9 protein-coding genes and 1 pseudogene are annotated in these 16146 nt (G+C 60.6%); all 10 read right to left on the bottom strand.

What is annotated here, in order from left to right; genetic code table 11:
- Window positions 1-18: 18 nt before the first annotated feature.
- The 10 genes and pseudogenes from tssJ to vgrG all read right to left on the bottom strand — a co-directional run bounded on the left by tssJ (window position 19) and on the right by vgrG (window position 16052).
- Complete coding sequence (gene tssJ / locus PW947_RS07465) at window positions 19-558, bottom strand: type VI secretion system lipoprotein TssJ (protein ID WP_299630491.1); 540 nt, start codon at window positions 556-558, stop codon at window positions 19-21.
- Complete coding sequence (tssG, locus tag PW947_RS07460; RefSeq protein ID WP_299630490.1) at window positions 555-1589, bottom strand: type VI secretion system baseplate subunit TssG; 1035 nt, start codon at window positions 1587-1589, stop codon at window positions 555-557. The genes tssJ and tssG overlap by 4 nt, the downstream gene beginning before the upstream one ends.
- A pseudogene (gene tssF / locus PW947_RS07455) lies at window positions 1586-3476 on the bottom strand (type VI secretion system baseplate subunit TssF). The gene tssG and the pseudogene tssF overlap by 4 nt, the downstream one beginning before the upstream one ends.
- Window positions 3477-3512: 36 nt before the next feature.
- On the bottom strand, window positions 3513-5138 hold the full coding sequence (gene tssA, locus PW947_RS07450) for a type VI secretion system protein TssA (RefSeq protein WP_299630489.1): 1626 nt from the start codon (window positions 5136-5138) through the stop codon (window positions 3513-3515).
- 16 nt (window positions 5139-5154) lie between these two features.
- Window positions 5155-8175, bottom strand: coding sequence for an ImcF-related family protein (locus tag PW947_RS07445; protein ID WP_299630487.1), 3021 nt, complete (start codon window positions 8173-8175; stop codon window positions 5155-5157).
- Window positions 8176-8771: 596 nt separating this feature from the next.
- On the bottom strand, window positions 8772-9890 hold the full coding sequence (locus PW947_RS07440; protein WP_299630485.1) for a hypothetical protein: 1119 nt from the start codon (window positions 9888-9890) through the stop codon (window positions 8772-8774).
- Window positions 9891-10026: 136 nt separating this feature from the next.
- Window positions 10027-10491, bottom strand: a complete 465-nt coding sequence (locus tag PW947_RS07435; protein ID WP_299630483.1) for a hypothetical protein — start codon at window positions 10489-10491, stop codon at window positions 10027-10029.
- Between the two features lie 28 nt (window positions 10492-10519).
- Window positions 10520-12229, bottom strand: a complete 1710-nt coding sequence (locus tag PW947_RS07430; RefSeq protein WP_299630482.1) for a glucosaminidase domain-containing protein — start codon at window positions 12227-12229, stop codon at window positions 10520-10522.
- Window positions 12226-13389, bottom strand: coding sequence for a hypothetical protein (locus PW947_RS07425; RefSeq protein WP_299630480.1), 1164 nt, complete (start codon window positions 13387-13389; stop codon window positions 12226-12228). Before PW947_RS07425 ends, PW947_RS07430 begins: the two co-directional genes overlap by 4 nt.
- Window positions 13386-16052, bottom strand: a complete 2667-nt coding sequence (gene vgrG, locus PW947_RS07420) for a type VI secretion system Vgr family protein (protein WP_299630478.1) — start codon at window positions 16050-16052, stop codon at window positions 13386-13388. The genes PW947_RS07425 and vgrG overlap by 4 nt, the downstream gene beginning before the upstream one ends.
- Between the last annotated feature and the right edge of the window lie 94 nt (window positions 16053-16146).

Here is a 16146-nt window from a genome sequence, read left to right as displayed (position 1 = left end):
CATTCGCGCATCCCCGGTCTACGGCCCCGCCCGCAGACCGGTCACTTCGAGCGTATTGCCGCGTAGTTCTATCCGCACGGGGTCCGAGCTGCGCCACTGCTGACGCGGCACGACCACCTTCCATCCGTCCTGCGCCGGATCGCGGAAAAACGCGACTACGCCTACATAACTCGTCTCCCGCTCCATTGGCTGGCTGATGCTCGCGCGTTCGTCGGGGCGCAACACGGCGTCGAACGTTGCCAGCAGATCCGGCTTCAACGACGCCACGTCGTTGCGCTGAAGTTGCGCATAGTCGAGTTGATCGAATGTCTGCGTCGATTTCAGCTGATAGAGACGCACCACTGTGGAAAGCGATTGCCCCGAGCCGGTTGGATTCAACGACGCACGACCGGCAAGATCGATATTCATCGTCGAAACCGGCTTGATAAAAGTCCATCGCGCGACGTCGTTCGCGCTCTGTTTGATCGCATGCGCGACGCCGCATCCCGACACGCACACACATGCGACCAGTGCCACCAGCGCGCGCAGACGCGACGTCAACCGGATCGCCGCGATCATATCGAGTGACCGGATATGTCGTGACCGTTCCATGCGCCGATTCGCACGCGCACGTTGTGCGACCGCTTCGCCGTCCCGCTCACGTTCCGGTGGAATAAGACAGACGTCAGTCCAAGCCGTGTCTGCCCCGTGCGGAGAACGGGCGGCGGCATCAGATCGCGCCGCACACTCAACGCCAGACATGCGAACGCGCTATAGCCGAGATAAAAACGCAAGATCGACATCAGTTCGCCGTGCATCGACGCGCCTGGTAAAAGTTCGTTCAACTCTTCGCGCGTATCCGGCTTGATCACGACGCATACCGCGTGGCTTCGGTCGAAAAAGCCGCGCCCAAGCACGCAAGCGTCGCCCAACGGATTGCCGGACCCACCCGCGCGCAACCGCTGATCGGGATCGAGTCGAATCCACACGGGATAAAACTCGCTTACCTCGATGTGAGCGTCCGCCACGGCATGCCGCAACACACCGGCGAGACCTTCGGCCGTTCGTGTCTTCTGACTCACGAGACCCAGCATCGACAACACGCTTCGCGGACGCAACGCCCGTGTCGTCGCGCCGCCGCCGATTCCCAATCCCGCCAGGCTCAACAGATAGCGAGACATCGGGTCCGTTCCGTCAGCGCGAAAACCGACCGGATACCGGTATTTTCGCCAGACGCGGTAGTACTGCGTGACGGTTCGGTGATGGAACAGATCGAGAAACGCGGCCAGCGGCTCCGCGCCATCGCGGTGCTGCGCAATCTCATCTCCGAAATAGGATGGCAGACGTGCATCGACGCCATACAAGCCGAGAAATGCGGTGCGCACCGTCGGCGGTGTGCGCGGATGCCGTTGATCGTATTCGATCGCGCCAAGCTCGCGCGCCGGAAAACCCAGTTGCCCGGTCGAGCGAAAACGCAGCGGATCGTCGGCGTGCGAATCCGTCGAACCGAGCGGCGGACGCTCCGGCGAAGCCAGTTCGAGCAACTCGCAAAACCGGAAAAAATTGAAGTCCTGCGCCTCGTTGAGCAAAGCGGATAGCGTGGCGGTCAAAATGGCGCTCCTTCCGCTTTCGCTTCGGGCCACGCGATTCGCCTGCCGTCGGGCTGCGTGACGATGATCAGCTTCGTGTACACGTTCAACGTTGCGTACATGGCCATGAAGCGGTTCAACACCGCGCCGAATAACTCGATGTCACCGTCTCCGGCGAACTGCGTCGCGTCGAGCGTGACTTCGATCTCGACCCCTCGCAGCACGCAGCCTTTCGTCAGCGTTTTCACCGGACGATGCCGCACGCCGCGAATCGCGTCGATCTTCCGGCGGTTTAACAGGTCGTCGGTCCAGTCGTACAACGCGAGCGTGCCGCGCAAGATGTCGGCATCGAGCAAGGACAGATAATTGGGCGCAAGGTGCGACAGCACACGCCAGTGAAACCGGTCGCCGGTGGGTGGATAAACCGGCGAAGTCGGCGCGGTCAGATTGCGGATCGACGCGACGTTGGCGAAGCCGCTGCGCATTCGCGCGATCGACTGATCGCGCAACGCCTTTCGCGGCAGCATGCCGTGAGTGCCCGTCACCGTCAGCGACAACGTCTCGCGCGGGAGCGCGGCCGATGCGAACGCTTGATCTTCCGGATGCCGCGTTTGCGCTTGCGCCTGCGACGATTCCCAGCGCCGGCCGCCAAGCACCAGCCAGGTGTCGATCCGCCCGGACGGTCCACGCCGCGCTCGCGTATGAAAATAGCGCTCCGGCGTCTCATGACGCAGCATGCCGCCACGATGCCGGAACGCCGCGAACGGCACATACTCGAAACGCTTGCCGGTAGCCGACTCGAAGCCGTGCACCGCATCCACCGAATACGTTTCGAGCGCATGACCGCCATGCAAGCCAGTCTGCACGCGGTATTCCGTTTCGAATTGCGTGACGGAAACCGGATCGGCCTCCAATGCAAACAGGTTGATGACCGGCGTGCAGAACAGTCTCAAGTTGTCCGCGGAGATCTGCATGCCGTCGGGCAACGCGTGCGCCAGCGCAATTTCCACATCGAAGCGCGACACGCCCGGCGCAGCGGCTGCTATCTCGCGCAGATCGAGTCCGAGCAGATCGACGAACATAAACTTTTCGGCGAACGTGAAATATTCGAGCAACAGTTGATAGCCGCCGAACGCGTTATCGGGCTTGGGCCACAAGCGCTCATCGGCGGAGAAACCGGCAGGCTCGATCCGCAATCCGGACAACACCAGCGGCGCACTGGCGAGGTCCGGAGCGCTATCCGGCACCCGCACATGGATCGCAACCGGCGACGCCACCAGCGCCCCGTATAGCGCGCGCGAAACGGGGCGCTCGCCATGCAGATAGATCCGCAAACGCGGCACGTTCAGTTGCTCGCGACGCGCCTGCGGCTGCCACTGAAAACGGATTCGTAGCACCGGGCGACCGTCGTCACGAACAAAGACCTTCGCTTCGTCGAGGCTCAACGGATACAGATCGACCGGTTGCGTAGTCCGATAAACACATTCGATGTGCGCTTCGGCACGCTCGCCGCGAGTGGATCGCGGCGTCTCGCCGTGCGGCGCCGACAGCGCTTCCAGTCCGGCCGGCAAGCGTTCGTGGCACTGAAGCGCCCCGCTCGCCGGCGTGATTTCGAGGATCGAGAGTGACGGAATCATGCGCAAATAGTGCGGCCACAGCATGCTGACGACGCCTTCGGTCAACTCGGGCAATTCGTCGTCGAGTTTGTGCCGCAAACGCGCCATCAGAAACGCAAACCCTTCGAAACAACCGTTCGACGTGCGGATCGCGCTCGCCCGGGCCATTCATTCCAAGCCGACGCGCGCGATCGGGAAACGCGCGCGCGAATTCCTCACCCGCCTCGCTCAGATAGCGCATCTCGGCTTCGTAGTAACGAAGAATGTCGTTGTCACGTGTCGGTTGAGTCATCTGGCGTGTGCGGAATGGAGAAAGGGACACGTTTCGTCAGGACGCAGCGAGCGTGAACGCGCGCGTCGGGTCGAGCGAAGTCAGGTCGCATAACAAGCCGTCGATACGGACGGCGAGCGCCACGCGATCCGCATCCTTCCGACCGGCACGCCAGCGCAACAACCGCAGCAGTTGATGCCACGCCTCGAACGCGAGCGACGGCTCCCACGCGGCAAGGTCGAAGCGGCGGGCGTCGGAGTCGAGCCGCGTCAGCAGATGCAACGCGGTATCCGCGCGTCCGGCCCGCTCGGCGACACGCGCCATCAGCAGATACCGGACAAAGCGCTCACGCTCGCCATCGGGCACGGACAAGCGCTGAAGCCAGCCGAGCGCCGCGTCGATGCTGTCGTGCGTGGCCAATGCCTGCGCCTGCGCTTCGGCTTCCGCCCAATCCGTGACCGGCGACGCCACGGCAACCGGCGCCCATTCGGCACCGCGTTCGACATCGCGGACGCTGGCATGCGTGGCGATCCATTCGCGGGTAGCCGCGTCGGCGAACGGCGTACCGTCGCTGAACGACAGGCGATCGAGATCGGGCACGCGATCCATCAGCAATGCGCAGTCGTTGGCGAGCCGCTCGCACAACGCCCCCGCCGATTCAGCCTGCCACGCGAGAAATGCGTAACGTTGCAAATCCAGCCAGAAATGGTTTGCGCCCTCCGCGAACGCCGCTTCGACGCGCCCGGTCAATTCGGACCATTGCCGCTGCGCTGCCAGCCGCGATAACTGCGTGCGCAATTCGTCGCGCGGTGCAGCGAGCCGCGTGCGTCCGGTCGTGTCGTGCGGCGGCGGAACTGTCAACGTGTCCCAGCGGACGCAGCGCAGCAAGCGCGATGCGGCGAGCGTGCCATCGGGCCGTGAGCGCAAGTACTGCGCGAGTTGACGGCTGCGTTCGAGCAGGTCCGCATTCGACGCGATGGATTCCGACGCAGCCGCTTCCGCTTTCGCTTCTGCCGCAACAGATGCGCGGTTTTCATTTGCAGGTGACACACCGGACGCCGCGACGATCGATCCGTCGGCCGCTTGCTCGCGCAGATCAACGCGTCGAAAGAGTGCCGACATATCAGGCCGCGCGCTATCCGGCCACGTTTCGACGGCAGCGACGATTCTCGCGAGCGCCGCCCGCATTTGCGCCAGATGCTTCCCGGACTGATCCTGAACGGTTTCGAACCGCGCACCGAAAGTCGCGCCCGATAGCCATTCGAACGCGGCCTTGCGCGTCTCGGCACGCGCGGGCAGCAACGCGTCGCCAAACCGTTCGACCAGCGCAGCGAGTCTCTCGATTGCATCCGACACGCCCGCCGCGCCATCGCGACGCATGCGTCCATAGACGTAGTAGACCGCGACGCGCACGTCTTTCGTGACGTCACGCAGCAACCGGTCAGCCGTATCGATAATCAAGGTCTCGTCGATATCGGAAAGTTTGGCCACCTCGTCTTTCAACCCGAGAAAGTCGTCGTCGTACGAGCAATCGGCACCACACGGCGATTCCGTCGAAACAGGCGCACACCAATCCGACCAGTCTGACCTGATCGATTGCGGGTGGACGTTCAAGTCGGTTTCGCTCGCACGCGCGGGATCGACATGCGGCGTCAACACGGTGTTCAGGAATTCACTCAGCATGGGCGTCTGCGGTCGATCAAAGTGGCTGGCCTGCGGGAAGCGGCACATCGATGTGTCGCGCTGCGTCGATGACGGCTTTCGGCAGCGGCGGCGGCCCTGCTGTTTGCGTGCGCTCTCCTGGTCGCGCTTCCGACGCATTGGACCCGTTGGACGCGGTCGAAAAAATCCTCGACGGCATCACGAACCCCCTTAGCGCAAGCAATTCGAGCGGCCCTTGACCGACCTCGGTGCGCATCAGATAAGTCAACGGAAACGCTAGTTCAGTGGGCGCCGTCGCGAGTGGTCCGCGTGCAATCAATGGAACGTCGTCAGGCTCGGCGGATTCGATCTGGCCTTCAGTGGATTGCGGCGCGAGTTCGTCGTGGAAAGGGTGACCGGGCGTGTCCGGCGACGCTTGCCACGTAAGTTGATACGTCGCGCCGTCGATCGGCTCGACGCGCGCCCGTTCCAGCATCCGCACGAATGCCCAGCGCCCTGCGTATTCGACATTCTTGCTGGTGCCGGCGTGCTCGGTTTGCCACTGGAGCCGCGTGCCCGGCGTCTGAAGATCGCGCGATGGCCACGTCAGCGAATGCCATGTTTCCGGCTGGTTGTAGTGGTGAAGGGTTTGCCCATCGAGCGTCAGCAGCGTGTCGGTCACGCCGGGCGTCGGCACGGGCCGCAACTCGAAACGGTATATCGGCTCGCCTTGCGCGAGCAGATGCGCGGACACCCGTTGCAGCGTGTTGACGGCTTTCAGAAAAGCCGGATCGAACGCGAGCGTTGCGTCGCCAGCTACAGGTAGCCACTGATCGCCCTGCAATTCGATAACACCAGCCAACTGCGTGGCAAGAAACGTCGCAATCACGCCGCCTTGAGGACGAATGAAGCGCGCGAGCTCCGGTAGCGACGCATCGTTGGCTGTCGGCGAGAACGGATAGCGGCCGACGAACGCCCGGTTCCACGCGCTCAATATGGTGCGCCGCCACGCATCGTTCAGACTCGCCTGCGCGGGCTGAAGCGCCAGTTGCGCCGCGCGCGCGACGGGATGCACGAATAGCGCATCACCCATGCCCGACCATTGCGCACCCACGCTCGCAGCGACGAGTTGCGCGTAGGTTTGCGACTCGGCCAGCGGCGAGCTTCTGCCCTGAAACCACGCCTGCGCAATCCGACGCGCGTTCGCATCGGCGTCGGGACCGTCGGTGATCTGTTGCAGCGTCAACCGCAATGCAGTGACACGTTCGATGAAGCGAGACAAACTCACGTCGCCATTCGCGGACAAGGCCGCGTCGTCTTGTGCGATCAACCGCAAGACCGGCCCGAATGTTGCATCGAGCGGTCCACTGGTGGCATAGCGCGACGTCTCGGTCAAGCCGTCCGAGCGCCTCTGCTTCGCGCCGAACAGGTTTTGCGCCTTCGTCACGAGCGTGTCGGACAGCGATTCCCGCGAGCGCCCCGCGCCGCCCTGATACTCGAGCGACTTCAACAACGCAATCACCGGCGATTGTTGGGCGTCGGAAATCAGCTTGAGTTGAGCGATTGCGATGGGCAACGTAGCGGCCGCGTCCCATTGCAACGTGTTCATGAAGTGTTGCCAATGCTGCGCGTAGTCGGTGAAATAGCGCGCGGTCAGTACCGCCTGAATGGATTCCTGACCGGTCCGCATTTCGCTGGCGTTCGCGCGGCGTGTGCCGTTCAACACCCAATCCGTGACAGGCGCGTCGTGCCGCGACGCCGCTTCGATCGCCGTTGCGATCCGTTCTTCGTAGGCGCGCCGCGTGAAGTTTCCAGGCACCGTAGACGACGCGTGCAACACACCGCGCGGATCAGTGCCTGATGTCAAAGAGACGAGTGTTTCATCGGGATACTGCCCGTTGACCGAATCGAGGACGCGCGCATAAATCGTGTCCTCGGAAGTCTGCGCACCCATCGCGAGCAGCAAGGTTTGACGCGCCGTCGCGATCAGTGACGCGCGTGGTTCGATCCGAAGTTCTGCGTGAACCGACAGGTGATTCGCGTAAAAATCCGCAAGTCGATTCGCGATGTCGGCCTTTTCGCCATCCGTCAATTGCGCCTGGGTGCGCCAACGCGCTGCGAGAGATGAGGCGAGATAGGAAGCATCGACGCGCGCTGGCTCCGCCATCATCAAATACGACTTGAGCGTGTCGCGATTACCCGCGATACGTTGCACGGATTGGTTATCGGCCTGACGCGGTTGCGGCGAAATAAGCGCCGTCAGTTCGCGTTCAAGCGACTGCTGGATGGGCGCGATCACCTCGCGGCGACTCGTATTTGCATAGGCTGGCCATAACGCGGCCAGCGTTCGACGGTCGTGATTCAGTCCAACGTAATCCGACCATCTTGACGATCCGACGTTCGATTCGCCATGCACGATCTCGCGTTGTAACGCCAATAGCGAACGAATCCTGACAGTCGCGTTCGCTGCGGCCCGCAACTCACGCACGACACGAACAGAACGCGCCAGATCTCGCGTGGCCGCGATACCTGAAACAGACAGAAGCGTTGTCCACAATCCAACCACGAACAACGTGGCAATCAACATCACATGCAACGGATGACTGAGCATTCGACGGCTCGGCGCCAGCATCGACGCCACGCCAATATACCGCCATGCGCCGTGTCGCAACGCGATTGGAGACTGCGCGTCGAGTGCGCTGTCTGTGCGCGGCGGCGTTCCCGGCGCGAACAACACCGCGCTTAATGGCTGATGACTACGCCGCTTCGCGCACAACGGCGCAAGCCACGCAGAGAGCGATCGAATAGTTGGATCGAGCGAAGCCGATAGTTCGGCCGCGTAGCGGTTAGTTGTGTCACGCGCGAGATCTGCGACACCATAAGCCGCGAGGCGATCGCGCAAGCCTGCCAACGCGCGTTCGACGACGGCGACATCTGCGTGACAAGGCAATTCGCAACCAGCCAGTGGAGAATCGCGGAAAGCCCCGCAATCTGCCGCGCCCACCGTCAATACGAACAGCGGCGCCGCGTATCGAAGCGCATCGCCGATTCGCGCGAGGTCGAGAGTCGCGCTGGACATGTCACGGGAGACTTTTGTGGCGTCGCTTCGGCCGTTATGCAACCAGACCAACGCGTCAACGGGTTTCCGCCAGCGCAACCGACGCAGCGCCTTCATCCAAAGCGGGTTGTGTATTGCCTCTCCGCCGAGTCGATCCGTCAGCAACACAACATCAGGTGTAACGAGCCACGGTGTTTGGGCCAACGCGGGAAAGACCGACGCAATCGCGGCCATCGCCTTTGCGTCTCCGGTAAGCAGCAACCACGGACGATCGTAAGCCCAGCCGATGCGTCGCGTTTGACGTAACGTGTCACGCAGATCGTTCGCAAAGCCTCGCATGCTTGTCGACGAGGCGACGACGCTGTGCCAACGCCCCGGTTCCGGTGGCTCAAGGCCGTTCTCTTTCGATCCACGCTCGAACATCAGCCGCGCCTGCTTCCGAAATGGAACCATTAAAGCCATCGCAATCAAGAGCGCCAGTCCACCGCAGACAAGTGCAAAGCGATGCTCGATCGACCACTCACGCAGACGGCCGCTATCCACGGTCATAACGACGAAAGCGACGACTCCCGACAGAATGGCCACGACGATCAACCCATTAGCCCACGCTCGCGCTTTCACGTCGCCGCCTTTTCTGCCGGTGCGACGACGCAGACGTGATATTGCGAGGTTGAGGTTTCACGCCAGGCGACTATCTGCGACGTCGTGGCTTGCGCGGCATTTTCAATTGCAATAGCAAGCGCAATCCAGTGACTGACGGGTCCCGGCAAGCCGATCAGATGATCGATATCGCGCTCGATCAATCCGCGATGCGCGTCGCCATTGAATACCTGGAGGACGTCAAACGAAAACGCGTCGTCGCACCCCGTTAGCCAGATGTGGGACGGGTTATTCGCTGTAAGCTGCGTGTTTCGTAGCTGTATCAGGTTGCGCGCCACCGAGTCCCCGTCAAATGACAATGGCCGGTGAAGGGATGCGCGGGCTTTGGCCGGATCTTTCCCACCGAAGATGATGACAGCGGCGCATTCGCTGCTCGCTAGCAGTTCGTCTTGATCGTCTGCAATAACGCGAGTGTCGTCGGGTTGAAGTTGAACAGCGATAACCGCACACGCGTCACATCCTGAGGGCGAATCAGAATCGATGATCGATTCGACCCAAGTTGCGCTTTCTCGCGGACGACCCCCTATTATGTTGAACTTCAATTCCGGAGCCGCTGTTTTCAATGCGCGGTCCATCACCGATTTCCACGCCGCTTCGTCTGAAGACGACGTGGCGTCGATCACGAGCGCGATTTGCAAATAGCGTTCACCGACAACACCACTCGCAAGCCGCTCCGTGAGACGTTGTGCGATCCGCCCGCGCTTCGCGTCGAACGACATGTGATGGGCCCATTGAAACGTGAGCGATTGCTGTCTGCTAACCGGATGATCCAGACTGCTTTCAGCAAGCTCTACGGCGGAAATATCAATTGGCAAAAGCGCGAAAGCACTGGAAACAGAAACGCTGCGGCAACACCACGATTTCCAAAGCGCCTGGATTCGTCCTTTCTCACGTTCGCTTTCTTCGGCGATCACGCGTTGAGACGTCCAGCGTCGAATTCGCATGCCGATCAGTAGCGTGAAAATACCGATGGGCACACCGATCAGTTTTATCCAGAACCACATGACATGTGTGGATTGCTCCTTTGGCCAAGTTGTCAGAACGACAGCCGCGTTTGCTCCAACCAGAACCAGCAAGCCCGCGATCCATTTCCGAAATGAAATGGGATGCGGACGTGCGATGGTGGTTAGAGTCGGAATTGGCCACGGCATAGTAAGAGCGCTTTTTCAGTAGATAGGCAGGACAAGGCTAGGAGTCGTCACCGTCATCCCGTCACCATGTGTAAAAGTCGATACCGCCGCCCTCACCCTTTACACAGGAACCCGGAACAGGCTTCGGCGTATAAAAGCTCGCACCGGCGAATCCGGGTTTAGGCGAATCGGTGTCTATCTCAAGGATGACGGTGCCCACAGCGTTTGAATCTTTGAAAAGCGTGGTTTTCACAATTTTTCCATTTTGCAAATACGTTGAATCGGTCAGCTCTCCGCTTCTTTTGAAAAAATCGGCAAATCCCGTGAACGTGGAACGACACGTTGGCGATGACAGTTCGATCCGGTAAGCGTATTTCTTCATTCCGTGTCGATCTCTTCCGGCATCCGACAACGTTATGGACCCTTTCAGGTTTTTGCTGTGCGTGGTCAATGTGGCTCCGCCATCTACGGCCACCGCGCGCGAAACGGGAAAAAGGCACGCCGTCAATGCAACCCATGTAGACAAACGTCTTAAATAAACCGGCACTGCTTCTCCTTAATGTGGACAGGTATCTTCAATGTGTTGATCTGTGAGTCATCTGGGCGCCATCAACCACTACCCGTTTCAATGCGTAATCGTCGGCGACCTCTTCGTACTGCGCTGGAAAGCGGAAATGCGTCACCCATCCAATCGGAACCGAACTCCGGCTCACCTCGTGCCCATAACCCTGATTGCCGCCGAGTGTGGCCAGACGAGGAACCGATCCGTCATCGTCGAACGCCGCCGCGCCATTCACGAAAGTCACATGGAACCCGCCTCCCGGAAAACGCACGACCGCCACCGCACCGTACGCAGGCCGATTCCCCTCCGTTGGTCGCCCCCATGCAGCCAGGCTTCGGGCCATCGCGCTGTTGTTACCGCGATACCCCGCGCGCGTCAGGCACCAGTTCACGAAAGCCGCGCAGTACGCGAGTTGATCGGTGCTCTGTCGCCCGAGCGACGTCGCGCTGAAGTACTCCATCACATGCGCATCCGGATGCGCGCCGCCGTGCCGTTTCACGCCGGACCGAAACTCCCGCTCTGCCACGGTCATCCACGGCGCGTGCCCAACACTGTGAACGTCGGTCTGCGGATGATCGGCATCGTTGCGGAAACGGATCGCGTGCACGCCCGACTGCCGGGTTGCTGACGTGGGCGGCGGCGTTGACGCAGCATGCTGCGTCGGCGGCGGCTGAACACGCTGGTGTGTCGCGACTGCGCGATTGGATTGGCGCTTCGGGACGGCGATCACCTGACCAGGTTGAATAAAGTAAGGCGACGCAATGCCGTTCAGATGCGCAATTGCCTGGTAGTTCGTTCCATGTAGTCGGGCAATCCGGGATAGCGAATCGCCCTTCTTGATCGTGTAGGTATCTGCATTCATCCGCACCGACTGAACTGGCGTCGAAGTGCTTGAAGGTGGCGATACGTTCTCGTCATCTTGCACGCGGTGCAGCGTCGTCGAGCCATGGATCGACAACGTCGGTGCAATTAACGTGATGGCAACCGCTGGCAAAGCGGGCGTCACCTGATACGGAATAGCGATCCACCGGCGATCGTGCGCAGACCAGATCGACAGCGACACAGGCCCACGCGACAGCGCTGCCTGCACTTGCACATGCCCGTCGGCATCCGTCACCAGTTCAACCGTGGTCGCCGCCTGTGACGCTTTGACTTTGGCCCGCGCAAGCGGCACCCGTGCCGCGTCGAGCAGATATAAATTGGCGATCGGCAAGCATCCCTTGCAACCGTCCGCCTTTGCCTCGGCAATAGCACGTCGCATCGACTTCCCGTTGAATACGATCGCCAGATTGTCTGCGTAGTCTTCATCGGTCGCGTAGTGCGCGTCTTGCAACGCAAGCGCTTCCCTTACCAGGTTTCCCTTGACGTCGGCGCGGAACAATCCTGCCTTCGTGTATCGCGAATTGTCGCGAAGGAAGGCCTGACGGTCACGCAGACTGTCGAGCACGGAGTCGTACACACGAAACGCCGCATCCACCCACACTTTTTTCCCACCGACTTTCTCCCACACACGAAACACCTTAGATTCGCCGGTCCAACTCGCATCTGCCTTGATGTTGAAAACATTGTTCGTGCCTTGCAGGACTTTCTCGCCCCAACCGGTCTCTTGCGCGGCCTGAGCGAGGATCAATTCCCACGAACAACCGGATTCATCCGAAACCTGACGGGCCGGGCAATACAGGCCTTTGATGAATGCTATTTTCTGTTCGTAGCTATACGTCATCGCAGCCCCTTCAGCGTTCCGCGTCTAAAGGCAACGCCGCCGGTTTCGCTTTGCTGAATGCCCGCCCAGCCGTCCCCGTCGAAAGTTGGACTTTTGATGCCGCGTCCGATGGGCTGCGTTGAGACGACGCCTTTTTTCGCGACGTCGATCAATACCGCGACAACGAGTGAAGGGTCTTCACACGCCGCACCCAAGATACCGAACACGGAAGAATTGATCGTCACCGCGCTGACACGGCACATGGATTTTTCGATCGCGTAGCTGTCGGTCAGCGATCCGGCCGGATCGATATGTGAGATCACAAGATGAGCCGGGCCGACTGCAGCAACGTACGATGAACCATCTGGCGCGAACGCCGCCATGCTCGACCGCGCGTCGGCGGGCGGCGGATAGCTCGACCACACGTACTTGTCGCGGACAAGATCGATCTTCGACACGGCGAACGCCGCCCGGCCGCCCGAGCCATTCACGTTCGGCATGAATTGACCGCCGACAAGCAGGTAACCCCCATCGACTCGCGCTTGCGTCCCGGTCCAGAAGGCGCCTTGAGGCTGCCTCAGTGTTGCGGTGCGCGCCAAACTACGATCGAACTGCGCGACGAACGTACTGGAATGACCCGATCGGTCGAGTTCACTATTCGTTCCACCAACGATCGACACCGACGTTGCATTAGCGTCGATCTGATATGACCATTCGTCGAAGCCTACCGCCAACGGACGTTGCTTCACGAGCTTGCCGGTGGACGACAACCGCACCGCGACCACGCGGGTCTGATCGAGGCTGGCTTGTGTATGCGAGTGCTCTTGCAGTACCGCATAGATGTCGCCACCAATCGTGACGCAACGAATCGCGGTATTGCCCGCGTAGTCCGGAGACGGTTTGATCGGCGTCATCCACTCGAGCCGCGGTCGCCTCGTATCAACCATCATGACGACCGCCGTTTTCCTTGCGTCGTCATCTACAACAGCGCCCGCAATGCAATAACGCCCGTCGACCGGTCGACCAATCGAATTCGGAACGAATCCCTCCGCCGTGCGAAGCGGCACATCCGTGGCTTCGCGCGTGGTCCCGGCGCCCGATGAAGACGAGGACGCGGACGGTATTGCAAACACACCAAGCAACGCGAACAACGTGATTGAAACAACGCGTTGCCAGCTCATTCGCTCACCTCTTCGGTGATGTCGTTATGCGCTTCGTCGCGCGCATCATCGTCGGGACGCGAGTCGTGATCCGGATAATCGAAAACGCCCGCAAGGTCGTTGTTGCTGATGTTTCCTGTCATGCGATACGGCGCGTCGAAATGCAGCGCAGTCCACTTGCCCTCATGGAGATCAACCACCGTAGTGAGCGCTTCGGGCTTGTCGGTGAACGCCCGAAGCGTCTTGCCGCTGTCATCGAGCACGCCGCCGCCGATCCGCGTGCCACCTTCGCCCCAGACCTCGTAGCGAAGCGCCGAGCCGGCCTGCGCGGCGAGCGAATACAACGCCTCGTCAACGCGCACTTGCTCGCTGAATTCACGCTCGGCCTGACTCTCGAAAAATTTCTGTTGCTCGAGTTGGACGCTCGCCGGGCCCTGCTTCTGCATGGCTATCGTCTTTATCAACAGATTGCGCGGACCGCCAATCGTCACATTGCCGTCCGCGAGGCGGATAAAGGCACCGCCGCACTCGAGGACGAGTTCCCGGGCGGCCTTGACGCGCACGACACCGTTCTCGCTCGATACCGTTAAGTCTTTCGATGCACGCAGCGACATGCCGTCGTTATTTGCCCGCACGTCGATGGCGCCGCCACCCGCGACAATGCCAATGCCTTGCTTTCGAGCGAACAGCGATACCGCATCGCCCGCAGCCACCGTGAAGTCGTGGGCCGTCGTGATTTCAGCGCTGCCGCCAGCTACCGCAGAAATGCTGTCCCGAGCAGCGATTTGAACGCCATGCCCCGCGACAACACCTACCGACGCGGGCGCGCTGAAAAGCAGGGAAGCCGTCTCCAAACCCTTCAGTTCTTCGAGCGTTTTCCGCTGCGCTGCCGTGTCAATGGGAATACCTCGCGCCGTCTCCGCCGATGCAGCAAGCGAGCGCGCAAGCGCCAGCGCGTCTTCGAGTTGCGTGATGGTCGTCTGCATGTCGAGCTGGTCGCCTGCTGCTTGTGGCTGATCATGTGCAGAGATGAAAATGCCCTTGCCCGCGCGGATCGCCCCCTTGTCCGATGTTCGCAATTCGAAGCCTTCACCGCGTTTCCGCCGCTCTGCATCGACGAGGTAGCCGAGGTTCAACTGACTCTTGCTGGAATGACCGGTGGACAGCTTGATGCCCTCTTCTCCCGCCCAGTCCTCAAAACGAAGTTTGTTATTGCCCTGCGTCCGGACCACGTTGCGCGACAACCACCGCTGCTGGTTGTCGATCAGGTCGGGCTGCTGGCTGTTGTGATGAAACTGTGCAATATATGGCCGGTTCGGGTCACCGTTTTCAAACGCAATCACGGCCTCGGTACCGTCGAGAGCCGGAAAATGGAACCCCGTCTTGCCGCTTCCGGCAAAGGGTTTGGCGAGCCGCAGCGGCACACTCTCGCCACCGGGATTCCACGTGTCGAAATCAAGGTCGAAACGTACCGTGTAGCGTCCGTCACTTGTCAGATAGGCGTAGCGGTAACCGCCCGGCGACGTCACACGCGCACTCAACGTGCCGTTGACGCGCGGCCACGATTGATCGTCTATCGCCAACCGGAAGCGCCGGTTCGCGGGAATTGCCTTGAAATGGTTCTGGTACGGTTGGTCGCGCGCGCCACGATGCGTGACCTCGACAATGAGCAGACCGTCATCAGAGCCGTCAACTGGATCGTCTATGCGGAATACGCGGGCCGGCTTCAGTTCGCGAATACTGCTGGCACCCGCGTGAACCGTTTGCATGGCGACCGCAGCCTCGTGACGAAGCAACGCCTCCCACTGTGCGCCCTGTTGGTCCCGATGATGTGTGCCATACACATACGATGCGCCGTATCCGCTCGCATCGGACAACTCACCCGCCGCGCCTTTAATGCGTTCATGCGCAAAATCAGGATTGACATCCGCAACCACTTGCGACGCGGTGACCGTGCGACTCTGGGTCCGCAACGAGTGGATCGCCTCGACGTGCGCGTCGAGGCCAGACGGCTCACGATACGGTGCCGACAACGCAGGTTGATACAGGTAGTGATCGACATCGTCGGCGAAGGTGACGACATCGCCATCACCGACCGACTCACCCGGCACGATGTAACTGAACAGCCCTTCCTGTTGCATCAGAACGCGAATGTAGTCCCAGTCGGTGATCTGATACTGGAGCCGGAAAGCGTGCTGCGGATAGTCGCGTCGCAGCCGAAAGACGAACTGATGCCCGTTGAACCCGTGCCGACGCAAGATTGCCTCGATGATCTGCGGCGCGCTTTGATGCTGATAAATCCGGCTTGCGCGCGTGAGCGTCAGGCGAGCAAGGTGCGCTTCGATCACAAGTTCGTAGCGGCTTTCGTCCCGCGTGACCGCGGTTCTCGAAAATGAGGTGACGCAACCGGAAAATCGCCGTGGCCTATGCGAGACGTCGTCCAGCGGCGACGCGATAACGAATGCAGCGTCTTTACCAAGATAATCTTCACCGCGCAGAGCGTGCGAATGGCTCAACTGGATCGTGACGCGATACGGCTCACCTATTTTTTCGACAACCTCGAAAGAAATCACGGAACACGATTTAGCGGACTCATTGGACGGCATATCTACAAAATAAGATTGCCGACCATTTAGCTTGATGTGCTCAGTTTTTTCAGTCCGTCTATCGATAAAATATTCCATTGCCGCCAGCCTCTTCGCGATCCAATCGTTTCAACGACGAAGCCGCACAGTAAACATATTTTGGAGTGCTGTGAACTCCCCCAAACGGCCAATT

Source organism: Paraburkholderia sp., from assembly GCF_028283785.1.
Classification (GTDB): Bacteria; Pseudomonadota; Gammaproteobacteria; order Burkholderiales; family Burkholderiaceae; genus Paraburkholderia.
The sequence above is the reverse complement of the archived record's forward strand: the minus strand, read 5'-3'. Positions and strand labels throughout refer to the sequence as shown.